This window comes from Rhizobium sp. 2YAF20 (genome assembly GCF_052114685.1).
Lineage (GTDB): Bacteria > Pseudomonadota > Alphaproteobacteria > Rhizobiales > Rhizobiaceae > Rhizobium.
The window spans coordinates 14,546-40,838 of sequence record NZ_JBFRFF010000009.1; the positions used below are offsets into that span (position 1 = coordinate 14,546).

Genomic DNA, 26,293 nt, shown 5'->3' on the forward strand with positions numbered 1-26,293 from the left:
TTGCCATGGGGACTCCTCCATGGTTGTATGCATGCAGCCACCAGTGCCCTTGAAAGGCAACACGTAATGCGAGTCCTGTCGATACGAATATCCAGAGACCTATCCATAGCCAACTAACGGCTGTGGGTACCCGCACGCGCGGGTCTGATCGTATCGAACCGGAATTTAGGGACTCGCAAGATGGCTTTCACGTCACAATTTTTTACAGCCGACACCCATTTTGGGCATGCTCTCATGCTCAAAGATCGACCGTTCACGTCGCCGGAGGAGATGGACTACCATCTCATCGACGCATGGAATTCAATCGTCCGTCCAGACGATATCGTCTGGCACTTGGGTGATTTCAGCTACCATGATGCGGACCGCACCGCGTCGATCTTCTCCCAGCTTCGCGGCCGCAAGCGCCTCATCCTCGGCAACCATGATTTGGACAATCGCGGCGACGTCCGCAAGTCCGTTGCTAGCCTCGCCTGGGACCAGCCGCCAACCCACTATGCGGAAACCCAGCAGGATGGGGAGCGCGTCATCCTCAACCATTATGCGATGCGCACCTGGTCGGCATCGGTGCATGGCTCCTGGCATTTGTTCGGTCATTCACATGGCAAGCTCCCGGCGCTCGGTCGCAGCCGCGATTGCGGTGTCGATTGCCCTGACCTTGGTTTTGCTCCGGCGTCTTTCAAGAACCTGACTGCGGCGACGCGTGATGCGGAGGTGGTGGCATGAAGATGGAAGACATCGCCCGTCTCGCTGCCGCATATCCCCATCTCTGGGAGCGCAACATGATCCTTCTGCCGGACGGCTGGACCGAAATCACCGAGCGTCTGCTGTCGGACCTGCATGCGATCCAGCCGCCCGTCGATGGCGTCTACGGTAGCCCGCTTCCGATTATGGTCAAGCGCGGTCAGGGTTTTGCCGTCGCCTTTGTCACTTTCAATCCGGAGCTAGGTAGCTGGACCCCGGACAAGGCAATGGCGTTGGTCGAGGCGGTCGCTCGTTTCAACGCCGCGACGTCGAAAACCTGTGAAGTCTGCGGCAAGTCGAGCACGATGATCGTCAAATACATGGATCACCGCGATCAGCAGACGCTGTGTCAGGAACATGCGGACGAAGCGCTGGAGGCTGCAAATGAACACTGAGATCGCTGGCCGCCTCCGCGCGGAATACGAATATCTGTGGCACGACAGCATGACCGCGCTGCCGGACGGCTGGATCGAGCCGCTCGTAAAAATGCTCGACCGGCTGTACGTGCTGTCGCTCGTCGCCCCTCAGAGCTTCCTTACGCCGAGCCTGGCAACCTGGGTCCGACTGCGGGTTGAGGTCCAGCCATCAAGCGCAATGGCTTTCATGACTCCGATGATGCCGACATCTCGCTGGCACGGCAATCGCGCTCTCGAATGCATCGAGGCGCTGGTCCAATTCCACGGCGGTACACAAGAAACCTGTTCGATCTGCGGCGCTGACGGTTTCCTGCGGATGCCGATCCTCGGTGACCGTGGCGAAGGTGTTTTCTGCGACGAGCATGCTGGAGGTGTCGAATGACCCCCGACAACGTTGCCCGCATCCGCACAATGTATCGTCACTACTATCACCCTTCCGTCGACAACCTGCCGGACGGCTGGTGGCAGTTGGTCATGGATTTCCTGCACTTGATGGACGGGATCGGAGACCTGACGGACTCAGTTTCGATCCGCTTCGAGCGCGGACCTGACGGAGTTCGCGCGTTCGTTTTCCCGGAGATGTCACGCTGGAGCCCGGACCAGATGAACACCTTGCGCATCGCTCAGCATGAGCTGTACGGACTGAGCCAGCAGACCTGCGAACTTTGTGGCCTGCCAGGAGCGGCAGAGGACGGCCACGTCTACTGTATCGGACATGCTGGCGGTGACGAAAAGACCGCACGAGAAGCCGCTCTCTACCACGAAGTTCGAGACCTGTTTCCTGAGGTTCATGGAAAGGCGATCAATCTCGCGGTCCCGGAGTATATGTCCAACCTGCTCGCGATCACATTTCGCGCGATACTCAAAATCGTTGTCGACGAAGACATCGTCGGGAAAGTCCTGATCACGAAGGTCGAAATGGACGGCGGCGCACTTTTTGTTCGCGTTCGATATCTCGATCTAGAAGCTGTTTTTATGGGCGTGCAAATGTCAATCAACGAGATGATCAGCGATCTTGAGACGCTGAGCGACGAGCTGACACGCAAGCATGGGGGCTCCAATGCTTCCTGAGAGCTTCGAGCGCAACGCTTACATCGCCGGGCTCCACGAAAAACACGCCCGCATCCTGCCACCGGATATTGCGTTTGCGGTCGATGACGGGTGGCTGCAGTTGATTGCGGACAGCCTGCAGGAAATCGAAGCCTGCCTTGAACGGCATGACTGGATCGCGAAAGCCACGGTCCGTCAGATCAAAGAAAAGTTGGGTGACCTCCGCATCTACGTGCGGCCGCGACGGGCCTCGGCCAGTTTTCCGAAGGCGCTGCAGGCCGATCTATTTGAGGTCCAGAAGCGCTTTACAGGCAAGAGCATCGAGACCTGCGAGCAGTGCGGCGACCCCGGCAAGCTCGATAATTTCGACGGCTACCTGCAGACGTTGTGCGAGCGGCATTCAGACCAGCGCCGGGCGTGGATCGCAGGCGGTCGGAAGGGAGACCCCTTTCATGACTGAGACACCTACGTCGAACGATTTTCGTGAACACCTGCGACTGACGCGTGAGCAGGAACTCCATCAGATTAAGCGCCTGGCATACGAATACTTGAGGGACAGCGCTTGCCTTGCAAAAGAAGAGCGCCTTGATTTTCGGCGGCGAAAGGAATTCTTCATGCCGCACTTCAGGCACCTGTCGGGCATCACCCGCGCCTATATCGTCTCGCAGTGCGTTCTGCGAGTCAGCGATCTTTTCTTTGCCGAGCTGCGAGCACGGCAGGAAGCGGAGTGCCGCCGATGACTGACCGAAAAGTGGGCGGTCTCACCGTCAAGGATCGCCGCCCAGCGTTTCATATGGAGGACATCCAGGCCCTCGCGGAGTTGCATCTCGAAAGGCTGTATCCGGGAATCTACCGCCGCGCGGACAAAGCTATCGATGAGATCATTCGTCAATTATACGACGCAGGTTGGCGCGAGTACCGCGCTGAGATCATCGCCGATATCCGCGCGTACGCCGATCTCCACCCGGCCGACCAGCAGCGCAGCGAACGCTCGATCAAAGACTGGTCGGCGCATTGCGGCGGTTTCCTCGAAGACGACTACGGTCAATCCTATTATCGCGTCGCGGTTCACGTTGGACTTCTCGGATACGTCACCCAGATGCGCGAGCTTCGTCAGCACATGCATTGTGAGCATGGCTGGCACCGGATCATCGAACGGTTTGTCGATAGCTGCGGGAGTCAGCCCAGCTTCGGGTTCATTGAAGCCGGGGAGAAATGGGGGTCCTTATCACTGACGTACCGGTGCGATGAGGCTAGTCAGGAAATCTGCAGACCAGCCGAAAAAATCGTAGTCGAAAGGTCGTTGGAGACTTGCGAAATCTGCGGCCTGGTCGGACACCTGCGGAAGTTCAGCTGGTGGAAAACGCTTTGCGACCGACACTATCTTGATCGACTTCAAGTCCTGACAGACGATGAAGGCGAGCGTCTGCATGTGCTGTATCTGATGGACAAGGACCACTCCGAAAACCTGATCGCAGAATACGCTGCCGCTTGGGATACAACCGAGGAAATGATCGAGAATCTCCTGACGCTGCTGCACGACCGCCCGCCGGAGCTGCGGCTCTACTCGACGATTCAGATCGCACGAGCAATTCTGGAGCGACGAGATGACTGAGAATGAACTCAGGGAAAAACATCCGGTTACGATTGCCGACTACGCGGAGATCGAGGTGCGGCTGGAATGGCTGCCATTAATTGATAGTTATTTCGAGCAAGTCGAAAGCCTGTACGGAGGGACGGGACCGAGCGTCTGTCTTTTCAATGCTTACGAACTCGATGGTCAGCTAGTCGTTGATCTCGATGACACTCCGTGGACCGGGAATCAGGATCGGACGATCAAGCGTCAGGTCCGAGAACTCGCTCTCGCTCTGAGTGAAAGGAGCCGCAACGGATGTCTGACAAACTGATCCCCATTAGAGATGCTGCCGACATCATCGGCTGTGATTTCTACGCCCTCATTCGCGTCATCGAATACGGCGACCTCATGCCCGCTGGCATGCCTGCTGATCTCGATCCGCGCAAGAAATTCTGGTCACGGCATCTCGACGATATCCGTTTTTCGCCGGAGGATATCGAGCGCTTTCGTTACGAAATCAACCACCGTCGGAAGCATGTTGACTTCATCCAGGACTATGCTGACATCCTGGATTTCGACACTGGCCCGGGCTCCCGAACCCTCGAACAAGGACCTGGTTGGGACCGCTTACTGTGTGAGTTGGGCGATGGTTTACGAGTGCTGCAGAGACCTGACTGGCGCCCCAAGCTTTACTTCAGCAAAGAAAAGTTTGGCTGCATGCAAGCTCACGTATCTGATTTCGACCGCGAAAGGCGATTGCCGTTGGACATGCTGATTGAGCGCATCCGTCGCAAGTCGTTGCGGACATGCGAGGAATGCGGCGAGCCAGGTCGGCTGAGATGGGGAAGCTTTCTCAAAACGACGTGTGACCGGCATGCGTTTGTTGTCGGAACACTGAGAGAGGAAGACGGAAAGATTTTGGATGCTCGGATGTGGAGACTGGGAGAAGACGGGAAGATCGAGATCGTCAATCGGAAAAGGTGGAGCGATGAAGAACTCGGACTCTGAGCTGCTGGATTACACTACGACTCTCAATTTCCTTTGCGGTGACATGATTGCGGAAGCCTGCTCGGTGGTTCTCGACGAGCGCCAGTTTCAGGTTCTGCTGGAGTATCTCGACCGGATCGCGGCGCTCGGCGATGGCGTCAATTTCGCTTTGGAGCAATGCGTCGATTATCGACCAGGCTATGGCGTCAGCTGGGACAACAAGGGAAGTGAGGAGCAGGATCGCGCCGTCGACCGCATTATGGATGAACTGGTCATGGCTCTTGGCTTTGATGCCGGGAGTGTCCCCTTGGCATTGTCGATATTGGATAAAGTCGCGGCTGCGGAGCCGGAGGAATGGGACCGTATGCCTGGAAAAAATAGCGAATAAGGTAGCTAGGATTTCCTAGCTACCAATCTCACTAATGCCGAATCCTCCAGGAAGCCGGTTGCCGCAGTTCGGCTGGAACTTCTTCCCCGTCGAGCAGCATCCGCATCATTTTGGCCTGGCGCTCCTCCTCTTGGGGATTGGGCTCCGGGCGCTCGATACGGTAGACCGCAACGGCGGTGTAAAGCGTCCCCAGATGATCGATGCCGAGCGCATCCATCGCCTCGTCGCGGTCGTATCCACCGGCAACATATCGTTCCAGAACATCAACGATCTGATTATCAGGCAGGCGGCTCCTGATTTCCGTGATCGCTTGGCGATAGGCCGCGTGTAGCGATGAGAGGTCAGGTCCTGGCATAGGGTTAAATTCCAGTTTCGGCCTATGGAATTTAGACTCACGCCGGTCTTCAAAGCAAGAAGGCTGGAGACGAGCAATGCGGGAGGATTTTTGGGAGTGAATTCGATCACTGTGAAGCTGTTGATTGAAAGAAGGACCGCTACCGAGATCGCTACAGAACTCGGCCGGACGGCACTGGCGGTTTCGATCAAGGGCTCACGGAGCGGTCTGTTTGCGCTGACGCGCGAGGAACTTTCGGAGCCGGGCCTCGCCGTCAGGACCTGCATCAATCCGACTGAGCACTATCCATTCGTGTCGACCGGCATTTATAATCGGACGTGCTCCGCATGCAAGAAGACGCAAGCTTTCCAAGCTGAGTAGAATAGATTTGCGCGAACAACGGATCAGTAACTACGCCGAAATTTCAACTTGATTACTGATCGCATTTCAAACCAAGGGGTTAGTCGCCGATGGGTAAAAGGCGTCGTATACAAATGTCATCCATTCGCGATTTTGGATGACGTTTGTATTCAACCTTTTGAAATCATTTTGCTTTTTTGATTGCCTTCTTGCATCCGCGTTAACCGGGAGATACACATCCTTCACCGTGACAGAGTGCAGGAAATGAATGACAACATCAAAGAACTGACAATCGAAGAACTCCAGGCTGAAATTGAAAAGACACTTCAGGAAGACGCGGAATTACTAGAGCGGCACCAGGCGACAATCGCCGAATTTGCAAGGTTCCTCGAAGAGGACGATCCGCACGAAGACGAACCCCTTAGAATTGAAGACGCGCTTTGCCTGCCGGAACTCGGTGGCAAGATGATGCTCAATATTCCGTCGACGCCGTCAAACACGGTGACGAAGGGGATGGTGCGCGAGGCGATCCACCGAGGTCAGCTTGCGGCCTTCCGACCGAATAAGAACCTCTTTGTAACACGTCGATATTTGAAGGAGTGGATAGAGTCATGCCGCGTAGACGTAACCAACCTGAACTCTGGCTCCAGCCTGAAACCCGAAACAAGAACGGCTCAGTTGAACAGGCCGTCTGGGCCATCAAATTCTTTGATGAAGATAAGGGACGCCAGTCTCGGAAGAGCACAGGATTTGGCGCGAGCGAAGGTACTGAAGCTCAGAAATACTTTGCGGAATGGTTGATCGAGCGAACATCCGGTCAGCCCATCCAACGTCATCGGAAAACGGATGACGTTCCCCTGGCTGACGTACTGTCGCACTACATCACTGAGCAGATCGACATCGAAGCTGCCGATGACAAGTCTTGTCGCAAGCCGCTTTCGAGACCACAAGAGGTTCTCACTTACATCCTACATCTAATCGACTGGTGGGGCGACAAGACGGTAGGCGATATCACAAGGGCGAATTGCCGGACGTATACTGGGACATGCAAGACCCCGACAGCAGCACGTAATCGGTTGGAGTACCTCCGCCGTGCTCTGAATATTGCGCTTGAGGACCGCATCATCGACCGCGTTGTTGTGGTCACACTTCCACCTAAGCCAAAGCGCCGCACTGATTTCTTTGAGCGGGACGATGTCGCCAAGATGATCAGGGCATGCCGGGCTCAGCGCCTTTACACTCATAACGAAAAGAAGTCTGAAAACACCGGCCACGCCGGGACGCAGGTGAGGACGACGTCTTATCCACGTCGACATCTCATTCCTTACATTCTGTTAGCCACCTACACTGGTACTCGATCCAGCCGGATGTTCACGGCCTCATTCATCAAAAAGGAAGGTCGCCCATGGATTGACCTTGAACGTGGAGTATACCACCGCACAGCACCTGGGGAGGAGGTTGCAAAAAACAAGCAGGCTCCGTCGTTCAAAATCCCGAAGCGTCTCCTCCAATACATGCGCCGATGGTACAAGGCCGGGCGCAGGTATCCAATCGAGTTCAACGGGGAACCGATTGAAAATAGCCGTGCGCTTTCTCGGTTGATTAAGGAACTTTTTCCGGATCGAAAGCTCGTCCCACACAGCTTCCGCCATACAGCTGCGACTTGGATGATGCGCGAGTCAGAACTGGCTATCAATGACATCGCCGGTTTCCTGGGTATGTCCATGGAAATGCTGGATCGGGTCTACGGCCATCATCGAACGCACCACCAACAGGGTATCGCCGATGCAATTTCCACGGGTGGTATCGGGAAGATCAAAAAGGACAAGGGCGACACCGACAATTTCAGCTACGGCAAGAAGCAACCGGAAGAAACCGGGAGAAACAAGTCGGAACAGGCAAAACCAAGTCAGATCAAAATGTCCGTAAGGTCCCAGAAAATAAGGAAAGCAGCCTGATCACTGGGGTCGTCAACAAAATTCGGGACGTGGGGGTCGAGTGTTCGAATCACTCCACTCCGACCAGTCTTTCAAGCGCCATATTCCCGATGTCTTGTTCAAAGTCATAAGCCGCGCCGATTGCGCACCGTTTCTGTGCGCAATAATATGATTGCAGTTGCCGTTAGCCGCGTCTTCCGCAACCTGAGCTATATGGGGATCGCGCCGCAGCTGGAATATTGCTTCACCAGCAATAATTCCAACATCAGCCTCCACGACTTTGATTCCCACTCCGTGAATTTGTACTTCACCAAGAAGTATTGATGGAAGTTCGATGACGTGGACGCGACCATGCCGCGTCCGCTGATGTCGTTCGCGAGTTACTTCTTCGCCAGACCCGGCAGCGTCAGTTCGAACACCTGGAACATCGTATCGACGTCGGCGCCGCCGTCGGCCTTGTAGCTGGCGCCGACCTGGAAGCCGTCCTGTGTCAGGAAGTCGTTGTCGTTGGCGACGAACAGGAAGTAGTCGTCAGGGCGCTTCGGGTCGAGAACGCTGGCAAGCGACATGGCTTCCCATTTCTCAGAGAGATTGTTCTTGTCGTTCGGCGTGCCGTTGTGAAGGCCGAAGCGGGCAAGGTCGGCGTTGTCGTTGATATCGATGAACGGCGTCAGTGCCGCCGGCTTGACGGAGACATCGAGCACTCCCTTGGGTGCAACCGGCTTCTCGCCGTCGAACGGCGTGCCGGCAATGTCGGTGGCGCCCGAGACATCGACGACGTTGATGGTGCGGTAGAGCGAGGCGTCGCTTTTCAGGCCGTAGCCGTGGCCGCTGTCGCGCGAAAGCATCAGGAAGGTCTGCGGCGACAGCGCGACGATTTCGCTCTGGGCTGCAACCGACCGCTTGCCCTCGTCGCCGGTAAAGACCGGCAGCGGCACGACATATTCGTGCACGAGCTTCAGATGCGCGAGATCGGACGCGTCGTAGACGAGCGCGCGGGTGTTCTCGCGGGTCTTGCCGCTGTCGCCGCCGTCCTGGCGTGTTGCCGATTGCAGCACCGCGATCAGGAACTTGCCGTCCGGCGTCATAGCCATGCCTTCGAGGCCTTGGTTGTTCTGGCGGCCGCTTGTGGGATCCTTAGGGTCAGGCGCGCTTTCGCCGGGACCGGGATTGTTGGAGGCGAAATTCGCCGCTCCATGGCGCATCGGGATGAGCGCCGCCGGCGGCGGTGTCGCCGACATCATCCGGCCATCGGCCGAGAAGCGATAGATGTAAGGGCCATATTCGTCGCTGATAAACATCGAGCCGTCGGGCAGGCGAACGATGGCCTCGTTGTCGAGCGAGATCTTGCCGTTCGGTGCCTGCGGCAAAAGCGGCATGCTGCCTTCCGGCGCGCGGATACCATCCGCAGGGTCGAGCCCGGTGGTGTCGGTGCCCTTGTCGTCGGTAAGCAGTATGGTGTCGGCAAGCTTGGCATCCACGCCGGATTGTTCTTTTCCGGCAGCCGGGGTTGCGCCCGGCGCCGTCGGGGTCAGCTGGATGGAGATCGTATTGAGGCGCGGCCGGTAGTCCGTGGTGCCTTCGACGTTATATCCCCGGTCCGGCAGCAGCCAGAGCGAGCCCTTGTAGCTATCGCCGTCGCGCGTCCAGCTCGCCGGGTCGATCGCCATGCCGGAGCCGGAGCCGAAGGTCTCGCCGAACTTGTCGCGCTGGGCCGACGGAATGCGGCCGACGCCGACCCGGCCCTTGTTGACGAGCGTCGCGCCGCCGATGGTAACGGAATTCTCGGCCAACGCTGCAATCGGCGCCGTTGCTACCATCAGGACAAAGGCTGCAGATAGCAGCGGCAAAGTGGTCGAATGCGAATTTCTCACGTGCAATATCCTCTTCATGAAATGGCAATGGCTGGGGGGCGGCGAGCTCCCCCGAGCGCCGGCCCCAAATGATCTATGTTGCCAATATGATAGAGGGATGACAGTCGCCGGATTGCGCGAACCGACTCCTTGCTGGCGGTAAGCCTGCGCGTGAAGGATCAATCAGTGCCGAGCGGTGGTTTGCGGCGGTTGCATGCCGCGAAGCGGCGCCTGCCCGGTGAGCGGCACTGTCAGCGTCGCAAAAAAGGCTACGCCAGCGATAAACACCGCGAGACCGAGAAGCCATGGACGAATCTGCATTGTCGTTCTCCCTTACTCCCGGAGAAATGGGTGGCAGCGCGTCGACAGTTGCCCTCCCCTTGGGAGGATTCGCGGGTCAGTTCAGCTGAGCGCGCTTTCCTAGAGGCGAGAGACGAACCCGATCGAAGGCTGCAGCAAGGGCAACGCCCCAGAGCGCGCCGGCCATCGCCACGATGCAATGCATCGGCGAGCCGAAACTACCAATGGCGACATAGCGGGCGAACCCGAGGCCGCAAACCATCCCGATCATCAGGATGCACACGAAAGATGGCGTCTGCGGATAGGCAAGGCGTGCGAGCAACCCCGCGATTCCAAGCGCAATCAGCCTGTCGATATCGTAGGGGTTACTGATATCGGCGTGCCAGTTGGTAGGGACGATCGTGGCCACGAGAAGCACCACGAGATAAACCCACACCAAAATCTTGAACACACGAGCCGTTATCATGGCTTGAACATATAGCAGCCGCGAATGCAAACGCCAGCTTTACAACCCGCCGCTGAACTGGAAGCAGCCAATAGATAGCACACATTTTGTTTTAGTCAGAAATATAAGGCGAATGGACGTGCGGGAGATGCCCTGAGCAAGTCGTCGCTTGCGCGCTTGAAACAGGAAAATCGGGCTCCATGCCCGATTTTCCATGTCATCGATAATCGTCGTTCCGATCCGCCGGCCGCCATGGCCCGCCTGCTTACTCAGATATCGCTCGCCGCATTGGCCCAGAGTTCGGCTGCCTGTGCGGCGGTCATTCTGCGGACTTCGGCTTCGTCGCGGCGGGCAGCGAAGAGTTCGCTGGCCATGATCTTGTCGGCAAGGTCGGCCGGCAGCGAGAGAATGACACGGCCGTCTTCCTTGTGGATGCCGCCGATATCGGAGCGCTTGCCGGTCACCATGCCGCCGGCAACCGTGTTGTTGCTGTCTGGATCGATCAGGATGAACGAGCCGGAAGAGCGGTTCTGGTCATAGGAATCGAAGATCGCCGCTTCGTCGAAGACGAGATGCACCTTGCCGATCGCATTCATCGGCAGCGCGCCAGCCGGGTTCCAGTTGCCGGTCGAAAGTTCGAGCTGGCTCACGGGGTTGACCTGCACGCGCTGGCGACGGCTGCCGCTTTTTAGCCAGTAGCGCTTGCCGGCGATGATGCCTTCCGGCTGAAGTGCTACCAGATGCGCATCGAAGGAGAGGCCGACCTGCGGCTGGCTATCGATGGCGACGATCATGTCGCCGCGCGAAACATCGACCTGGCGGTCGAGAACGAGGGTGATGGCATCGCCGGCGACAGCCGCGTTGCGCACGAGGTCGAAGGTCACGATCTTCGAGACATTGGCGACCATGCCCGACGGCAGGATCATGACGCTGTCACCCGGCTTCACGGAGCCGCCAGCAACCGTGCCCTGATAACCGCGGAAGCTTTCGCCCGGCCGCGAGACGCGCTGCACCGAGAGACGGAAGCCGACGGCCTGCGACGAGCGCACGGTCGCAAGCTCCAGCGCCTCGACCAGCGTCGGGCCGTTATACCAGGGCATTGCAGCCTGGCCGGAATAGACGACATTCTCGCCCTTCAGCGCTGACATCGGGATCGCGGTGATCTGCTTTACGCCGAGAGAAAGCGCGAATTCCTTGAAATCATGCGAGATTTTCTCAAAGCCGGCGCGATCGTAGTTCGTAAGGTCGATCTTGTTGATCGCCAGCACGAACTGCTTGATGCCGAGCAGCGAGGCAATTGTTGCATGGCGGCGCGTCTGCTCGAGAATGCCCATGCGCGCGTCGATCAACAGGATCGCGAGGTCTGCGGTCGAGGCACCGGTTGCCATGTTGCGGGTATATTGCTCATGGCCGGGCGTGTCGGCGACGATGAACGAGCGCTTGTCGGTCGAGAAATAGCGATAGGCAACGTCAATGGTGATGCCCTGTTCGCGTTCGGCCTGCAATCCGTCGAGCAAAAGCGCGAAGTCGGGAAGACCGAGATCGTTCTGCTTGCCGGTGGAATCACGGCGGAGCGCCACGGCCTGGTCTTCCTTGACCGCCTTGGTGTCCCAGAGCAGGCGGCCGATCAGCGTCGATTTGCCGTCGTCAACGCTGCCGCAGGTGATGAGGCGCAGCGGACGGCTGTCACGAACGGCCTTCAACAGCTCGGCAGAAAGTAGGGGCTCGGAAGAGGGCAGGGCGACAGCGCTTGCGGAATTGGCAACGTTCATCTCAGAAATATCCTTCACGCTTCTTCTTTTCCATGGAGCCGGACTGGTCGCGGTCGATGGCGCGGCCCTGGCGTTCGGACACGGTGGCAATTTCAAGTTCGGCAATGACCGCGTCGAGGGTCGTCGCTTGCGAGGGGATGGCGCCGGTCAGCGGAAAGTCGCCGAGCGTGCGGAAGCGAATCATGCCTTCCTGCCTGACTTCGCCGGGCAGCAGTTCGAGCCGCGGGTCTTCGGCGAGGATCATCATCCCGTCGCGTTCGACAAAGGGTCGCTTCTTGGCGTAGTAAAGCGGAACCAGCGGAATATCCTCGGCCTGAATGTAGCGCCAGATATCGACTTCGGTCCAGTTGGAGAGCGGAAAGGCGCGCACGCTTTCGCCCTTCTTGATCATGCCGTTATAGACGTTCCAGAGTTCCGGCCGCTGGTTGCGCGGGTCCCAGCGGTGGTCAGGTGTGCGGAAGGAATAGATGCGTTCCTTGGCGCGGCTCGCCTCTTCGTCGCGCCGTGCGCCGCCGAAGGCGGCATCGAACCCGCCGGCATCAAGCGCCTGGCGTAGCCCCTCGGTCTTCATGATGTCGGTAAAGGTCGCCGAGCCGTGGGTGAACGGCGTAACGCCCTCGGCGGCACCGCGCGGATTGATATGCTCGATCAGGTCGAGATCGAAGTCCTTGGCGGTCTGGTCGCGAAAGGCGATCATCTCCGAAAACTTCCAGCCGGTGTTCACATGCAGCAGCGGGAAGGGCACACGGCCGGGATAGAAAGCCTTGCGCGCCAGGTGCAGCAGCACGGACGAGTCTTTGCCGATCGAATAGAGCATGACGGGACGCTCGAATTCGGCGGCAACTTCGCGGAAGATATGGATGCTCTCGTTTTCAAGCGCCTTTAGATGTGGATCGAGCGGCGGCTTGACGCTCTGCGGATTGTGCAGCTCCGTATCGGGGCGGCTATCGGGCATTTTGAACTCCAGAACTTTTGACATTTTGCGACCCGGACTTTGCTGGTCGGCATGATACGATCAATTGGTTTCCGAAAGGCTGGCGGCGGGAAAACCGCGCTCTCTTGCCATGGACCGGAAACCGGCGGGTATTTACTGGGCGACCACTGCGGCTTCTTCGTGAACGTGCAGGCCGCATTCGCGGGTCTGGTCGTTCTCCCACCACCAGCGGCCGGCGCGCTCCGGCTCGCCAGGCTTGATGGCGCGGGTACAGGGCTCGCAACCGATCGAGGGATAGCCGCGCGCATGCAACGGGTTCACCGGAACGCCATTGTCGCCGACATAGGCGCGGATGCGCTCGATATCCCAATCGGCCAGCGGATTGACCTTCAGCATGTTGCGATCGGCATCATATTCGACGAATGGCGTGTCGGCGCGATTAGCCGATTGCCCGCGGCGCAGGCCGGTGACCCAGATGGTGGCGCCGGCAAGCGCGCGCGCCAACGGCTTGACCTTGCGCACACCGCAACAGGCATGCCGTGCCTCGACGCTTTCGTAAAAGCCATTCATTCCATATTGCGCCGCATAGGCGTCGATATCGGCCTTCTCGGGCTCGAAGCGCTGGATCTTGATATCGTACTGGTTTTCCGTCTCATCGATCAGCGCCAGCGTCTCGGCAAAAAGCCGGCCGGTCTGCAGCGTCGCGACATCGATCGGCAGACGGTGGATGCCGATTTCGGCCGTGATTACCTGATCCTCGATGCCAAGGCTGGTCGTGAATACCGCGCGTCCACCGAGGCTTGCTGCTAGAGACAGCCGGCCGGACAGATCGAGAGCGGCAAACTGGCTGTTGAGCGTGGCGGTGTTTTCGATCGCGTCGATGGCAGTCATGGGAGAATCCTGTCCTGATATTGCCCGGAGTATCGCAGTTCAGGAACCGAGGGGACAGGAAAAGCGATTTCGAAACTATCGCCCGAAGAGCAAATATCTCTCTGAAGACAGTCCGGCAGGGAAAACCAGACGCCTCCGCAGTCATTGCAGGCGAAAATCACAAGACGCTTTCGCCGAATGGAAAACGCAAACTAGCAGTCTATTGCGTTAATGTCTATCGAAATAGTAGACTTACACGTCGTTTGTCAAATGGAAATCCGAAGTGATGGAAAATCGCATGGAAATTGCCGAAATTCGCCCCAAATCCGACCTGAACTGCTTAATGAAGGGGCGACGAGGCATCTGAATTTCCAAGGGTTTCAGCTGTGTTCAAATTCCGTTCAGACTGGCCGTGCCATAGATTTCAGAACAACTTCGAAACTGTAGGCAGATCGCTGCCGGATGTGTGTGTTGACGGTTTGAAATGATCACCCAAAAAGCAAGATATGCACTTCGGGCGCTGGCCGCGCTGGCTCAAGTCGATCCCGGCGAGCCGATGATGATTTCGGATATTGCCGAGCAGCAGACAATCCCGAAGAAATTCCTCGAGCAGATCCTTCTCGAGCTCAAGCATCAGGGCATCGTTGCCAGTCGCCGTGGCAAGCAGGGCGGCTATCTGCTGCTAAAGCCTGCCGACGAAATCACCTATGGCGAAATCCTGCGCATCATCGATGGCCCGATCGCGCCGCTGCCCTGCCTGTCGATCACCGCCTATCGCAAGTGCGACGATTGCGACGGCGAGCAAACCTGCGAAATTCGCCACGTCTTCGCCAAAGTGGCCGACGCCACCCGCAAGGTCCTATTCTCGACGACGATCGCCGACACGGCGGCGCTGCCGGCGGGGGCGGAGATTACGCGGCTGTTGGCTTGAACGGGACCTCGCGGTTTCAATGTGCCCACCTGCTGGAACGAGACGAAGAGGCGGCAAAACGCGCGCTGTCGATCATTGACAGTGGCATGAAGACCCTTGGTGTTTTTCCATTCAGTTGCCGCAAGGCATCCCCCGAAAATCCGTTCCTTCGCGAACTCGTCATGCCGTTCGGATCAGCCGCCTACGTGCTGCTGTTCGAAATTGGCGATGCAGAATCGGTAACGATCCTGGCTGTTCGGCATCAGCGCGAAGACGACTACCACTGACCTCTCCACCGCCCTACCTGTCACTCACCTGCCACCTCGGATTGATCCAGGGTTCCTGGTTCGACCGTGCCGCGGGTGCGCGGCCGAGGATGTGGTCGGCTGCCTTTTCGCCGGTCATGATCGAAGGGCCGTTGAGATTGCCGTAAGTGAGGCTCGGGAAGATCGAACTATCGGCAACGCGCAGGGCCTCAATGCCGATGATGCGCGTTTCTGGGTCGACGACCGCCATCGGATCGTCCTTTGCGCCCATCTTGCAGGTGCCGCAGGGGTGGTAGGCGCTTTCTAGGTGCTCGCGCAGGAAGGCATCGATCTCCTCGTCGGTCTCGACATTGGCGCCGGGCTGTATTTCAGCGCCGCGATATTGATCGAAGGCTTGCTGCCCGAAGATTTCGCGGGTCAGCCGGACGCAGTGGCGGAATTTCTCCCAGTCCTCGGCATGGCTCATATAGTTGAAATTGATGACCGGATCCGCGTTCGGGTCGGCGGATCTGAGCGTCACCGCGCCGCGCGATTTCGACAGATTGTAGCCGACATGGACCTGGAAGCCGTGGCTCTTTGCCGCCGCCTTGCCGTCATAGCTGATGGCGACGGGCAGGAAATGATACTGGATATCGGGCTGCTTGACACCAGGAGCGGAGCGCAGGAAGGCGCAGGCCTCGAACTGGTTCGAGGTGCCGAGCCCCGATCTCGTGAACATCCACTGCGCGCCCGCAACCCCCTGCCAGAACCAGGGAAGCCAGGAATAAAGCGACACTGGCTTGGTACTGACCTGCTGGAAATAGAACTCCATATGGTCTTGCAGATTGGCGCCGACGCCGGGGCGATCGACTTTCACCTCGATGCCCATGTCCTTGAGATGTCCAGCCGGTCCGATGCCGGAAAGCATCAGCAGCTTCGGCGAATTGAACGACGACGCAGCCACGATGACCTCGCGGTTTGCCTTGATGACCTCGATTTTGCCGCCGCGTTCGACCTCGACGCCGGTGGCGCGGCCGTTCTCGATCACGATCCTGCGGGCAAAGCAGCGGATCAGTTCGACATTCGGCCGCTTCAGGGCGGGTCGCAAATAGGCATTGGCCGCTGACCAGCGACGGCCGCGATAGATGGTCTGTTCCATCAGGCCGAAGCCTTCCTGCTTGCTGCCGTTGTAGTCGTCCGTCGCCTCGAAGCCGGCCTGCTTGCCGGCCTCGATGAAGGCGTGGAATAGCGGATTGGTAAAGCCGCCGCGCTGGACATGCAGTGGCCCGTCGGTACCGCGCCAGCCGTCCTCGCCGCCGTGGGTATGCTCCATTCGCTTGAAGTAGGGCAGCACGTCGGCATAGGCCCAGCCGCGGGCGCCGAGATCCTCCCAGCGGTTGAAGTCCTCGGCGTGGCCACGGACATAGACCATGCCGTTAATCGAGGACGACCCGCCGATCACTTTGCCCCGCGGCGCGGTGATCCGCCGGTTGTTGAGGTTCGGCTCCGGCTCCGAGTAGTAGCCCCAGTTGTACCGGTCCATGCTCATCGGCCAGGCAAGCGCTGCCGGCATCTGGATGAACGGCCCAAAATCGCTGCCGCCATATTCCAGCACGATCACCGAATGCTTGCCGTCTTCCGACAGGCGGTAAGTCATGGCGGAGCCTGCCGAACCCGAACCGATGATGACGAAATCTGCTTGCTGCATGTTATCTTTCCAATGCCGCCTAATCCTTCGAGGCCCGTCCTTCGGCCGGGCACCTCAGGATGAGGGAATTTGCCTTACCTGCGCAGAAGAAATTTGCTTCAAGAGGAAGGAGGCAGTGAGCTTCTGTCTTTCCACAAGGCCCCCGCCAGCCCCATCAATAAGGCGCCACCACCGGCCCCATCGCCACATACACCGTCTTCAATTCGCTATAATGCTCCAGCGCCGCCAGTGAGTTTTCCCTGCCGAAGCCTGATTGTTTCGAGCCGCCGAAGGGCATCTCGACGGGGCAGAGGTTATAGGTGTTGATCCACAACGTCCCTGCCTCCAGCCTGTCGACCACGCGATGGGCGCGGGTGATGTCAGAGGTGAAGACGCCGCCGGAAAGGCCGAATTCGGTGGCGTTGGCGCGGGCGATCACCTCATCCTCGCTGTCGAAATCGAGCACGCACATGACAGGCCCGAAGATTTCCTCGCGAGCGATTGTCATTCCGTCGGTGACATCGGCAAAGACGGTTGGCTGGATATAATAGCCTTCGCCGGAGACATTGTTGGGGATGCCGCCGCCGGCGATCAGCGCCGCGCCTTCGGCCTTGCCTTGTGCGATGTAGGAGAGCACCTTTTCGCGCTGCGCCCAGGAGACCATCGGGCCGACCTGCGTCGCCTCGTCCATCGGGTCGCCGATGATCATCGCCTCGGTGCGGCCCTTCAGTCGCTTCAGGAACTCGTCTTTGATCTTCCTGCTGACGAAGACCCGGGTGCCGTTCGAGCAGACCTGGCCGGTCGAATAGAAATTGCCGAGCATCGCCCCGCCGATGGCGCTGTCGATATCGGCATCGTCGAAGACGATCAGCGGCGACTTGCCGCCGAGTTCCATCGTGACATGCTTGAGGCTTCCTGCCGCCGCGGCCGCGACCTTGCGTCCGGTCGGAACGGAACCGGTCAACGAAACCTTGGCGACATCGGGGTGGTTGACCAGCAGCGGCCCGGTATCGCGGTCGCCCTGGATGACATTGTAGAGCCCTTTCGGAAGCCCGGCCTCCAGCAATATCTCCGCGATCTTCAGCGCGCCAAGCGGCGTGTTTTCAGACGGCTTGAAGACCATGGCATTGCCGGCGATCAGCGCCGGAGCGCCCTTCCAGCAAGCGATCTGCTGCGGATAGTTCCAGGCGCCGATACCGACGCAGACGCCGAGCGGCACGCGCTTGGTGTAGGCAAAGTCCCCGCCCAGCGGGATGTAGGAGCCGTTGAGGCCGGCAGCCGCGACGCCGCCGAAGAATTCGAAGCTGTCGGCGCCTGAGGTCGGGTCGGCAACCATCGTCTCCTGGATCGGCTTGCCGGTGTCGAGGGTCTCAAGTTCCGATAGTTCGCGGTTGCGCTCGCGCATGATCTCGGCTGCCCGCTTCAGGATGCGGCCGCGTGCCGTCGGGCTCATTGCCGCCCATTCCGGCTGGGCCCGTTTTGCCGACGCGATCGCCATCTCTACGATTGCGGGCGTTGCCGCATGCAGCCGGGCGATCACCTCGCCGGTCGCCGGATAGATGCTTTCGATGACGGTGCCGTCAGTGTCCTCGACATATTCGCCGTCGATGAAGTGCGAGGCTTTCGGTTGGGCTTTCATCTTTATTCTCCGCGCGGATAGCGTTTGGATTCTTCGAGGATGTTGAGGTCCATATGGTTGCGCATGTAGCGCTCCGAGGCCCGCTGCAAGGGCTGGTGGTCCCAGGGATAATAGGCGCCGTTGCGCAGCGCCTCGTAGACCACCCAGCGCCGCGCCTGGCTTTCACGCACCGCCGCGTCGAAGGCGCCCATGTCCCAGCGCTCTTCCCGCTTGCGGCGGAAAACTGCGACAATCTCTGCGAATTCAGGATCGTCGGCAAGATTGGCGAGCTCCAGCGGATCGGCCTCGAGATCGAAAAGCTGATCGGGATCGAGCATGCAGTGGATATATTTCCACTTGCCCTCGCGGATGCCGACGATCGGCGCGTAAGAACCCTCGGCCGCATATTCCATCAGCACCGGTTCGGTGCGCGGAACGCCGTTCATCATTGGCACCAGGCTCATCCCGTCGGTCCACGGCTTGACCTCGTCCATGGAAATGCCGGCAAGGGCCGCGAGCGTCGGCGTCACGTCGAGGTTCGATGTCGGGGTCAGGTGCAATTCCGGCTTGATGCCGGGACCCGCAACCATCAGCGGCACGCGGGCCGAGCCCTCGAAGAAGTTCATCTTGAACCACAGCCCGCGCTCGCCAAGCATGTCGCCATGATCCGAGCAGAATAGGATGAAGGTGCTGTCGAGCATCCGCGTCCGCGTCAGCGTGTCGACCAGTTCGCCGACCTTCTCGTCGAGATAGGAGATATTGGCGAAATAGGCCTGCCGCGAACGCCGGACGTTTTCGTCGGTCACAACGAATTTGTCGTAGTCGCAGGAATGGATGATCCGCTTTGAATGCGGATCAAGCTGATCCTCGGGCAAAGCGCCGATCTCGGGTTTCAGTTGCTCACAGCCCTCGTAAAGATCCCAGAATTTCCGGCGCGCGACATAAGGGTCGTGGGGATGGGTAAAGGAGACAGTCAGGCACCATGGACGGCGGCCCTGATCGTCGTTTTCGCGGCTGAGGTGATAGAGCTTCTGGTTGGCGAGGAAGGCGACCTCGTCGTCATATTCCATCTGGTTTGTGATCTCGGCGACCCCTGCACCGGTGACCGAGCCGAGATTGTGGTACCACCAGTCGATCCGCTCGCCGGGCTTGCGATAATCCGGCGTCCAGCCGAAATCGGCAGGATAGATATCGGTCGTCAGCCGCTCCTCGAAACCGTGCAGCTGGTCAGGCCCGACGAAATGCATCTTGCCAGAAAGCGCCGTGTAGTAGCCGGCGCGGCGAAGATGGTGGGCATAGGTCGGGATCGAGGAAACATATTCGGCAGCATTGTCGTAGACATTCGTCCGGCTCGGCAGCTGCCCGGCCATCAGGGAAGCGCGGGCAGGGGCGCAAAGCGGCGACGACGTGTAGTTGTTGCGAAACCGCGCCGACCGGGCGGCAAGCGCCTTCATATGAGGCGCATGCAGAAAATCTGCAGGACCGTCGGGAAAGAACTTCCCGTTGAGCTGATCGACCATGATGATCAGGATGTTCGGCTTGGTCTCAGTCACGGGTCGATCCTCTGGCGATTATGAAACTAGCACTGAGACGTCGAGCCCTCATCCTGAGGTGCAATTCGAAGAATTGCCTCGAAGGACGAGGGCGCCTGCTCCCATGTGCGCGAATTTGCGCAGTCAACCGGCCTCGGCCCCGGCCCGCGTGGTTCGAGACGGCCCTTCGGACTTCCTCATCATGAGGGCTGGAGCATGCAGCCGCAGATCCGCATATCATATGCGATCACCCCTCTTCACGTCGGGGGAGAGGACGACGGAGGCTGCTGCACCCCCTTCGCCCCGCTTGCGGGGGGGAGGTGCCCGAAGGGCGGATGAGGGGCCATTCCAAGCTCCGTCGAATGCCGCAAGCTGCATCGTCAGATAGTCCTCCGTCAGCGCGATCGAGGCCTCGATGCCGATCGGGGCTGAGCGGAGACTTTGGCGGATATAGAGCCCGTCGATCATCGCGGCTGCGCCTTCGGCGATGCGTTCCGCGTCATCATCAGGGCAGAGCGGCCGAAGATTGGCAAGAAGGTTCGAACGCAGGCGCCGGGCATAGATGACGAGGAAGCGCCGTGTTTCCTCGGAGCGTTGCGCCTCGGCGTAGAAGGCAAGCCAGGCGGCGATGGTCTCGGAGGCGAACTGGTCCGCCTGGAAGCTGACGCGGATGACGCCTGACAGTCTTTCGCGAGGGCTGCCGCCAAGCCTGAGCGCCGTCACCGTATCGTTGCGCAGCTGCCTTAGAAGGGAGCGGATCGTTTCGAGCAGCAGGTGCTCCTTGCTGCCGAAATAGTGATGTGCCAGCGCGGGCGACACGCCAGCCTCCCGCGCGATCTCCGACATGGTGACGGAAAGCGAGCCGTGATCGCCGATCACGCGCAACGCCGCATCCACCAGCGCCTTGCGGCGCACCGTCTCCATTCCGACTTTCGGCATAAATGTTCCCCTAGGAGGGCAATAGTATTTTTGATTGACGGATCAATCAATAAAAAACTTCGCTATATTTATTTTCGCTCAAAGGTGGTGAAAAACTTGACGACTAGCGTGGCTGGCACATCTAGCTCATAATTCCTGTTAGACAACAGCAACGGATAAGCGGTGAGATCATGGTCAATGTCCTGGATGAACTGCCGACGTCGGCGATGCGTGCGAAGTGGGGTTGGTTCGTGGCGCTCGGCGTGTTGCTGCTTGCCTGCAGCTTCATCGCCTTTGGCAACTTGTTCATCGCAACTGTGGTATCCGTCTATTATGTCGGCATGCTGATGCTGATCGGCGGCATCATCTACCTGGTGCATGCCTTTCAGATCCGGACCTGGGAGCACATTCTGACCTGGGTGCTGAGCGGCCTGCTCTACACGATTGCCGGCATCTGCGCCTTCGCCAACCCTGTTCTCACTTCGACAGTCCTGACGCTGCTTCTCGCCGTCACTCTTGTTGTCGCGGGCGTCCTGCGCATCTGGGTCGGCCGTCGCCTGAAGTCATCGCGCGGATGGGGCTGGATCCTCTTCGGCGGCATCGTCACCGTCCTTGCAGGCGTCGTAATCGTTATTGGCTGGCCTGTGAATAGCCTGTGGATACTCGGGATGTTTTTGGCGATAGATCTGTTCTTTCAAGGCTGGACGTTGGTCGCCTTCGGGCTTTCCATCAAAAAATGACACCGGTGGATAAGGGGTAAAACGGGGAGTAACGAAACACTACTTTTTGACAAGAAGTGTGAGCAGGCGTAACCTTATTGGGTAGCCGTCGTCGACGGCCAGGATGTTGCGAGGCGTCCTGACGACCAAGGCACTGGCGATAGATCGCCGGACCCATGACGAGAAGGGTCATGCGTCTCCCCTGAGCAGGGCTCTGCTCGTTGGTCAAATGGGAGGAATATCATGCCGATGGTAACCGTTTCCATCTCTCCGCTACAGGTCGCCGGCATCCGCGCCGCGATAGACAACGGCACCTATGCCTCAAGCAGCGAAGTCGTGCGCGAGGCTCTGCGCATGTGGGATGCGGCACGCAAGCGCGGCGAACTGTGCGATGTCAGGCGTGCGGCCAATTCCCCTGACGACGAGCCAAGAAGCGGCAGTCGTTGCGTGGCCGATATGTTTGCCGATTACGAGGCGGAGCAGCGCCGCCAAGCCTAACGCCTTGATCATCCGACCAGCCTGCAAGACGTAGTGTCATAAATGCTGCAACCCATAGTTGCGAGTGTGTGTCTGCAGTTGCATTTTCACAAAAGTTTCATGAAGGCGAAAGGTTTCGTTGATTGTTCCCGACGAAGGTCGCATTCAATATGAAACTGGAAATGCTGTGGAGACCGCATGTCAGTGGCTGCCGCTACCGAACAGGGAATACTACGCCGCTACGCCAGCGACCAGCTTGTGACCTTGGCGAAGGTCGTTGTCGAAAGTGCCTTTCAGCCGATCGTCGAGGCCGGCACCGGCGCGATCTTCGGCTATGAATCCCTGATGCGCGGACAGGAGCGGATCGGCTTCGAAAGTCCCATCGAAATCCTCGACGAAGCCGAGCGCATCGGCCAGCTTCTGCCGCTCGAACAGATGATCGCGAGCAGGGCGCTCGCGAAATTCCTGACGCTTGCCAATCGGACGACCGCCACGCTTTTCCTCAATCTCGACGTCAGGTTGATTGCCAAAGGCGAAGAGCTCCTGGATGGCCTGTTGCAGCATTTGAAAAATGCCGGCATTGCGCCGTCGTCCATCTGCTTCGAGTTGTCCGAGCGCTTCGACAACAGCAAGGTCCCCGAATTTGCCGCCCTGGTCGCCAAGATGCGCAAGTCGGGTTTCAAGCTTGCGGTCGATGACTTCGGCGTCGGCCATGGAGAGATGAAGCTGCTTTGCGACCACGCGATCGATTATCTGAAGATCGACCGCTATTTCATTGCCGATATCGACGCCAATGCCCGCAAGCGCCATCTCCTGAAGAACGTCGTCAATATCGCCCATGTGCTCGGGACGCGGGTCGTGGCCGAAGGCATCGAGACCGAAGCCGAATTCCTGGTCTGCCGCGATTTCGGCGTTGACTTGGTCCAGGGTTGGTTCATCGCCCGGCCGACGACCCTGGTCAACGAGTTGAAACCCTCCTTTCCGCATCTGCGGGACCTTGGAAAGCCCAAGGTCAACCATCAAGCGCTGGATGAAATTCTCATCCGCAAGCAGATCGAGATGCTTCCGACCGTCAACGAGAACGACAACATCGACAGCGTCTTCGAACTTTTTCGGCGAAATCCGCGCCAGTCCTTCTTTCCCGTCGTCAGCGCCGACAACGAGCCGCGCGGCATCATCCCCGAATATCACCTTAAGGAATATATCTATCAGCCCTTCGGCCGCGAGCTCCTGAAGAACAAGGCCTATGCGCGGGCGATCTCGCATTTTATCGAGAAGGCGCCGATTGTATCGCTCGATTCTGGCGCCGACAGGCTGCTTGAGATCTTCGCCAACATGGAAGGCAGCAGCTGCCTGATTGTGACCGAGAACATGCGCTACGCCGGAATCGTCTCGGCAGCCTCCCTTCTCAAGGTTATCAACGAAAAGCAGTTGAAGGTCGCCCAGGACCAGAACCCCCTGACCAGCCTGCCCGGCAACCGCGCCATCGGCGAATTCATGCAGGCAGCCGTGCGAGACGGCGACGCGACGCGCCATTTCTGCTATTGTGACTTCGACAATTTCAAGCCGTTCAACGATGCCTACGGCTTCCATCTCGGAGACCACGCGATCTCCCTCTTTGCCTCGCTGATGCGCCGCTATTTCTTTGCCGACCACCACTTCCTTGGGCATGTCGGCGGCGACGATTTCTTCATCGGCGTCACTGGCTCGACCGCCTGCGAACTGCGCGGGCTGGTCGATCGGCTGCTTGAAGATTTCCACACTGGTGTGTTTGCCCTCTATTCGCAGCAGGATCGCGTCGCCGGCCGAATAAAGGGCCATGATCGCAGCGGCGCCGAGGTCTTCTTTCCCCTGATGCGCTGCTCGATCGGAGTGCTCGAATTGCCGAGGGGTCTAGTCATCGACGATATCAGCCGCGTCGGCACCGCCATTGCCGGCATCAAGGCGAAGGCCAAGGAAAGCAACAGCGGCGTCGTCTTCCATCCGATCGGCGACGCGCATTAAACCTGCCCGACCGAGACCAAATGCCGCCCTTGCCGTCTTCCTCCTTCCCAAGCCTGCCCCTCTGAACTATGTCCATACGTCTGAGGAGACGGAGGAGAATCGGCCGATGAATTTGCCAACCGAGATGCGTTACGTGGCGCTTCCGACCTTCGGCCCCCCGGAGGCGATGACGATCGCCAAGGGGCCGCTTCCTGTTCTGAAAGCCGGCGAGATCCTGGTTCGCGTCGAGGCGATCGGCGTCAACCGGCCCGATATCGCCCAGCGCCAGGGCATCTATCCGCCGCCGAAGGACGCAAGCCCAATCCTCGGCCTCGAGATAGCGGGGGAGGTTGTGGACGTCGGTCACGGCGCCAGCGAATTCGCCATCGGCAACAAGGTCTGCGGCCTGACCAATGGCGGCGCATACGCTGAATATTGCGTCCTGCCCGTCGGCCAGGCGCTCCGCTTCCCGAACGGCTACGATGCAACCAAAGCGGCGGCACTGCCCGAAAACTATTTCACCGTCTGGGCCAATCTCTTTCAGATGGCCGGCCTGACCGAGGGAGAAAGCGTGTTGATCCACGGCGGATCGAGCGGCATCGGCACGACGGCGATCCAGCTTGCCTATGCTTTCGGCGCCGAGGTCTTCACGACGGCGGGCACGAAGGAAAAATGTGAAGCCTGCGAGAGGATCGGCGCCAGGCGCGCCATCAACTATCGCGAGGAAGATTTCGCCGAGGTCATCAAGGCTGAAACCACCCACGGCGTCGACGCCATTCTCGACATGGTCGGCGCTGACTATCTCGAACGCAACCTCGCCTCGCTTGCCAAGGACGGCTGCCTGTCGATCATCGCCTTTCTCAGCGGTTCGATGGCGGAAAAAGTCAATCTCGCACCGATCATGGTCAAGCGCCTGACAATAACCGGCTCGACCATGCGCCCGCGCACGGCAGAGGAAAAACGCGCCATCCGCGACGAACTATTGGCTGAGGTCTGGCCGCTGCTCGACGCCGGCACCATAGCCCCACTGATCGACCGAACCTTCCCCTTCGAACAGGTTGCCGACGCCCACAGGCTGATGGAAGAGAGCAGCCATATCGGCAAGATCATGCTGACGGTTGAATAGACGCAAAGCAGGCGGATCCTGTCCCGAAGATGTTGGCAATCCTCAGCCTAGGCGCTAACAATGCGCCGACCAAATCTATGAGAAAGCGCCTTGATGTCAAATCCTGTCTGTGTCGAAGTCACCCGCGGAAATCTCGTCGAAAGCCGGCATCGCGCCTCGGTGGTGGTTGTCGATGGTGACGGCAAGGTGGTCTTTTCACTCGGGGATATCGATGCGGCCGTCTTTCCGCGCTCGGCGTGCAAGGCGATGCAGGCCTTGCCGCTGGTCGAAAGTGGTGCTGCGGATGCCTATGGCTTTGGAAACAAGGAACTTGCGCTGGCCTGTGCGTCGCATAGCGGCGAGGACGAGCATGTGGCGCTCGCCGCATCGATGCTGGCGCGGGCCGGCTGCAATGTGGAAACGCTCGAATGCGGTGCCCACTGGTCGTTCGACCAGAAGACGCTGATCCACCAGGCGCGCACGCTGGACAAGCCGACCGCGCTGCACAACAATTGCTCCGGCAAGCATTCGGGTTTCGTCTGTGCCTGCTGCCATCAGGGCGTCGATCCCAAGGGCTATGTCGGCTACGACCATCCGCTGCAGCAGCAGATCCGCGACACGATGCAGAGCCTCACGGGTGCAGCACTCGGCGTCGACAATTGCGGCACGGACGGCTGCTCGATCCCCAGTTATGCCGTGCCGCTCAAGGGCCTTGCCCACGGCTTTGCCAGGATGGCAACCGGCACCGGCCTCGAGCCCCTGCGCGCAAAGGCTTCCCGCCGATTGTTCGAAGCCTGCATGGCCGAGCCATTCTACGTCGCCGGCACCGGCCGCGCCTGCACCAAGCTGATGGAAGTCGCTCCCGACCGCATCTTCGCCAAGACCGGCGCAGAGGGCGTCTTCTGCGCCGCGATCCCGCAGCAGGGCATCGCCATAGCCCTGAAATGCGATGACGGCGCAAGCCGCGCTGCCGAAGCGATCGTGATGGCGACCCTTGCCCGTTTCTTCGAAAAGGGCGGGGATGTCCATGCAGGACTGATGGCGATGGCGAACAAATCGCTGAGCAACTGGAACGGCATCCATGTCGGCGATATCTGGGTGACGCCAGCCCTGACAGCGTGATTGTGCCGAACTCG

Annotated in this window: 32 protein-coding genes; 21 read left to right on the forward strand and 11 right to left on the reverse strand. The window is 59.1% G+C overall.

Annotated features, from left to right (window positions below):
* Nucleotides 1-180 precede the first annotated feature (180 nt).
* Genes AB4Z52_RS13680 through AB4Z52_RS13725 form a run of 10 tightly spaced genes read left to right on the forward strand, consistent with a single transcriptional unit; the run spans nt 181 to nt 5,158 of the window.
* Entirely contained in the window at nt 181-723 is a 543-nt protein-coding gene (locus AB4Z52_RS13680; protein ID WP_442218469.1) for a metallophosphoesterase, read from the forward strand.
* The gene (locus AB4Z52_RS13685; RefSeq protein ID WP_442218470.1) at nt 720-1,136 is read left to right on the forward strand and encodes a hypothetical protein; all 417 of its coding nucleotides are present in this window, start codon (nt 720-722) and stop codon (nt 1,134-1,136) included. Before AB4Z52_RS13680 ends, AB4Z52_RS13685 begins: the two co-directional genes overlap by 4 nt.
* A complete protein-coding gene (locus AB4Z52_RS13690) occupies nt 1,126-1,539 on the forward strand; it encodes a hypothetical protein (RefSeq protein ID WP_442218471.1) in 414 nt (137 codons plus the stop codon). The genes AB4Z52_RS13685 and AB4Z52_RS13690 overlap by 11 nt, the downstream gene beginning before the upstream one ends.
* A complete protein-coding gene (locus AB4Z52_RS13695; RefSeq protein ID WP_442218472.1) occupies nt 1,536-2,228 on the forward strand; it encodes a hypothetical protein in 693 nt (230 codons plus the stop codon). Before AB4Z52_RS13690 ends, AB4Z52_RS13695 begins: the two co-directional genes overlap by 4 nt.
* The gene (locus tag AB4Z52_RS13700) at nt 2,218-2,667 is read left to right on the forward strand and encodes a hypothetical protein (RefSeq protein ID WP_442218473.1); all 450 of its coding nucleotides are present in this window, start codon (nt 2,218-2,220) and stop codon (nt 2,665-2,667) included. Before AB4Z52_RS13695 ends, AB4Z52_RS13700 begins: the two co-directional genes overlap by 11 nt.
* Nucleotides 2,660-2,947: a hypothetical protein gene (locus tag AB4Z52_RS13705; RefSeq protein WP_442218474.1), complete on the forward strand. Its 288-nt coding sequence runs from the start codon at nt 2,660-2,662 to the stop codon at nt 2,945-2,947. The genes AB4Z52_RS13700 and AB4Z52_RS13705 overlap by 8 nt, the downstream gene beginning before the upstream one ends.
* The gene (locus AB4Z52_RS13710) at nt 2,935-3,822 is read left to right on the forward strand and encodes a hypothetical protein (protein ID WP_442218475.1); all 888 of its coding nucleotides are present in this window, start codon (nt 2,935-2,937) and stop codon (nt 3,820-3,822) included. Before AB4Z52_RS13705 ends, AB4Z52_RS13710 begins: the two co-directional genes overlap by 13 nt.
* Complete coding sequence (locus tag AB4Z52_RS13715) at nt 3,815-4,114, forward strand: hypothetical protein (protein ID WP_442218476.1); 300 nt, start codon at nt 3,815-3,817, stop codon at nt 4,112-4,114. The genes AB4Z52_RS13710 and AB4Z52_RS13715 overlap by 8 nt, the downstream gene beginning before the upstream one ends.
* Nucleotides 4,099-4,791 carry a hypothetical protein gene (locus AB4Z52_RS13720; RefSeq protein ID WP_442218477.1) on the forward strand — a complete coding sequence of 231 codons (693 nt, stop codon included), beginning with the start codon at nt 4,099-4,101 and terminating at the stop codon, nt 4,789-4,791. The genes AB4Z52_RS13715 and AB4Z52_RS13720 overlap by 16 nt, the downstream gene beginning before the upstream one ends.
* Entirely contained in the window at nt 4,772-5,158 is a 387-nt protein-coding gene (locus tag AB4Z52_RS13725) for a hypothetical protein (protein WP_442218478.1), read from the forward strand. The genes AB4Z52_RS13720 and AB4Z52_RS13725 overlap by 20 nt, the downstream gene beginning before the upstream one ends.
* A gap of 31 nt (nt 5,159-5,189) precedes the next feature.
* On the opposite strand, the gene AB4Z52_RS13730 is transcribed toward AB4Z52_RS13725, so the two are convergent.
* A complete protein-coding gene (locus AB4Z52_RS13730; RefSeq protein ID WP_442218479.1) occupies nt 5,190-5,513 on the reverse strand; it encodes a hypothetical protein in 324 nt (107 codons plus the stop codon).
* 96 nt (nt 5,514-5,609) lie between these two features.
* On the opposite strand from AB4Z52_RS13730, the gene AB4Z52_RS13735 reads away from it, so the two are divergent.
* From AB4Z52_RS13735 to AB4Z52_RS13750, 4 genes are all read left to right on the forward strand, one after another.
* Nucleotides 5,610-5,873, forward strand: a complete 264-nt coding sequence (locus AB4Z52_RS13735) for a hypothetical protein (RefSeq protein WP_442218480.1) — start codon at nt 5,610-5,612, stop codon at nt 5,871-5,873.
* Nucleotides 5,874-6,116: 243 nt separating this feature from the next.
* Complete coding sequence (locus AB4Z52_RS13740) at nt 6,117-6,653, forward strand: hypothetical protein (protein ID WP_442218481.1); 537 nt, start codon at nt 6,117-6,119, stop codon at nt 6,651-6,653.
* Nucleotides 6,650-7,810: a tyrosine-type recombinase/integrase gene (locus AB4Z52_RS13745; RefSeq protein WP_442218482.1), complete on the forward strand. Its 1,161-nt coding sequence runs from the start codon at nt 6,650-6,652 to the stop codon at nt 7,808-7,810. The genes AB4Z52_RS13740 and AB4Z52_RS13745 overlap by 4 nt, the downstream gene beginning before the upstream one ends.
* 135 nt (nt 7,811-7,945) lie before the next feature.
* Nucleotides 7,946-8,113, forward strand: coding sequence for a surface lipoprotein assembly modifier (locus AB4Z52_RS13750; protein ID WP_442218629.1), 168 nt, complete (start codon nt 7,946-7,948; stop codon nt 8,111-8,113).
* Between the two features lie 56 nt (nt 8,114-8,169).
* Here AB4Z52_RS13750 and AB4Z52_RS13755 read toward each other — a convergent pair whose 3' ends face one another.
* From AB4Z52_RS13755 to AB4Z52_RS13780, 6 genes are all read right to left on the reverse strand, one after another.
* Nucleotides 8,170-9,609, reverse strand: a complete 1,440-nt coding sequence (locus tag AB4Z52_RS13755) for an esterase-like activity of phytase family protein (protein WP_442218630.1) — start codon at nt 9,607-9,609, stop codon at nt 8,170-8,172.
* A gap of 216 nt (nt 9,610-9,825) precedes the next feature.
* Nucleotides 9,826-9,963 (reverse strand): hypothetical protein, encoded by a 138-nt coding sequence (locus AB4Z52_RS13760; protein ID WP_442218483.1) that lies wholly within the window; start codon nt 9,961-9,963, stop codon nt 9,826-9,828.
* Nucleotides 9,964-10,039: 76 nt separating this feature from the next.
* The gene (locus AB4Z52_RS13765) at nt 10,040-10,393 is read right to left on the reverse strand and encodes a hypothetical protein (RefSeq protein WP_442218484.1); all 354 of its coding nucleotides are present in this window, start codon (nt 10,391-10,393) and stop codon (nt 10,040-10,042) included.
* A gap of 263 nt (nt 10,394-10,656) precedes the next feature.
* Nucleotides 10,657-12,159, reverse strand: a complete 1,503-nt coding sequence (gene cysN, locus AB4Z52_RS13770; RefSeq protein WP_442218485.1) for a sulfate adenylyltransferase subunit CysN — start codon at nt 12,157-12,159, stop codon at nt 10,657-10,659.
* 1 nt (nt 12,160) lies between these two features.
* The gene (gene cysD, locus AB4Z52_RS13775) at nt 12,161-13,114 is read right to left on the reverse strand and encodes a sulfate adenylyltransferase subunit CysD (RefSeq protein WP_442218486.1); all 954 of its coding nucleotides are present in this window, start codon (nt 13,112-13,114) and stop codon (nt 12,161-12,163) included.
* Nucleotides 13,115-13,246: 132 nt separating this feature from the next.
* Nucleotides 13,247-13,984 carry a phosphoadenylyl-sulfate reductase gene (locus AB4Z52_RS13780; protein ID WP_442218487.1) on the reverse strand — a complete coding sequence of 246 codons (738 nt, stop codon included), beginning with the start codon at nt 13,982-13,984 and terminating at the stop codon, nt 13,247-13,249.
* 463 nt (nt 13,985-14,447) lie between these two features.
* On the opposite strand from AB4Z52_RS13780, the gene AB4Z52_RS13785 reads away from it, so the two are divergent.
* Together AB4Z52_RS13785 and AB4Z52_RS13790 are read left to right on the forward strand one after the other, a co-directional pair.
* The gene (locus tag AB4Z52_RS13785; RefSeq protein ID WP_442218488.1) at nt 14,448-14,894 is read left to right on the forward strand and encodes an RrF2 family transcriptional regulator; all 447 of its coding nucleotides are present in this window, start codon (nt 14,448-14,450) and stop codon (nt 14,892-14,894) included.
* On the forward strand, nt 14,891-15,160 hold the full coding sequence (locus tag AB4Z52_RS13790; RefSeq protein ID WP_442218489.1) for a type II toxin-antitoxin system RelE/ParE family toxin: 270 nt from the start codon (nt 14,891-14,893) through the stop codon (nt 15,158-15,160). Before AB4Z52_RS13785 ends, AB4Z52_RS13790 begins: the two co-directional genes overlap by 4 nt.
* 13 nt (nt 15,161-15,173) lie before the next feature.
* Here the strand turns inward: AB4Z52_RS13790 and betA are convergent, their stop codons facing one another.
* The 4 genes from betA to betI all read right to left on the reverse strand — a co-directional run bounded on the left by betA (nt 15,174) and on the right by betI (nt 20,894).
* Nucleotides 15,174-16,826, reverse strand: a complete 1,653-nt coding sequence (betA, locus tag AB4Z52_RS13795; RefSeq protein WP_442218490.1) for a choline dehydrogenase — start codon at nt 16,824-16,826, stop codon at nt 15,174-15,176.
* A 154-nt stretch (nt 16,827-16,980) separates the two neighbouring features.
* Entirely contained in the window at nt 16,981-18,444 is a 1,464-nt protein-coding gene (gene betB / locus AB4Z52_RS13800; RefSeq protein WP_442218491.1) for a betaine-aldehyde dehydrogenase, read from the reverse strand.
* Between the two features lie 2 nt (nt 18,445-18,446).
* Nucleotides 18,447-19,976, reverse strand: coding sequence for a choline-sulfatase (gene betC, locus AB4Z52_RS13805; RefSeq protein ID WP_442218492.1), 1,530 nt, complete (start codon nt 19,974-19,976; stop codon nt 18,447-18,449).
* Between the two features lie 216 nt (nt 19,977-20,192).
* Nucleotides 20,193-20,894, reverse strand: coding sequence for a transcriptional regulator BetI (betI, locus tag AB4Z52_RS13810; protein WP_442218493.1), 702 nt, complete (start codon nt 20,892-20,894; stop codon nt 20,193-20,195).
* 170 nt (nt 20,895-21,064) lie between these two features.
* On the opposite strand from betI, the gene AB4Z52_RS13815 reads away from it, so the two are divergent.
* The 5 genes from AB4Z52_RS13815 to AB4Z52_RS13835 all read left to right on the forward strand — a co-directional run bounded on the left by AB4Z52_RS13815 (nt 21,065) and on the right by AB4Z52_RS13835 (nt 26,279).
* Nucleotides 21,065-21,613 carry an HdeD family acid-resistance protein gene (locus AB4Z52_RS13815; RefSeq protein WP_442218494.1) on the forward strand — a complete coding sequence of 183 codons (549 nt, stop codon included), beginning with the start codon at nt 21,065-21,067 and terminating at the stop codon, nt 21,611-21,613.
* Nucleotides 21,614-21,835: 222 nt separating this feature from the next.
* On the forward strand, nt 21,836-22,090 hold the full coding sequence (locus tag AB4Z52_RS13820; RefSeq protein ID WP_442218495.1) for a ribbon-helix-helix domain-containing protein: 255 nt from the start codon (nt 21,836-21,838) through the stop codon (nt 22,088-22,090).
* Between the two features lie 177 nt (nt 22,091-22,267).
* Nucleotides 22,268-24,073 carry a GGDEF domain-containing protein gene (locus AB4Z52_RS13825; protein ID WP_442218496.1) on the forward strand — a complete coding sequence of 602 codons (1,806 nt, stop codon included), beginning with the start codon at nt 22,268-22,270 and terminating at the stop codon, nt 24,071-24,073.
* 106 nt (nt 24,074-24,179) lie between these two features.
* Entirely contained in the window at nt 24,180-25,178 is a 999-nt protein-coding gene (locus AB4Z52_RS13830; RefSeq protein ID WP_442218497.1) for an NAD(P)H-quinone oxidoreductase, read from the forward strand.
* Nucleotides 25,179-25,271: 93 nt separating this feature from the next.
* The gene (locus AB4Z52_RS13835; RefSeq protein WP_442218498.1) at nt 25,272-26,279 is read left to right on the forward strand and encodes an asparaginase; all 1,008 of its coding nucleotides are present in this window, start codon (nt 25,272-25,274) and stop codon (nt 26,277-26,279) included.
* Nucleotides 26,280-26,293 lie beyond the last annotated feature (14 nt).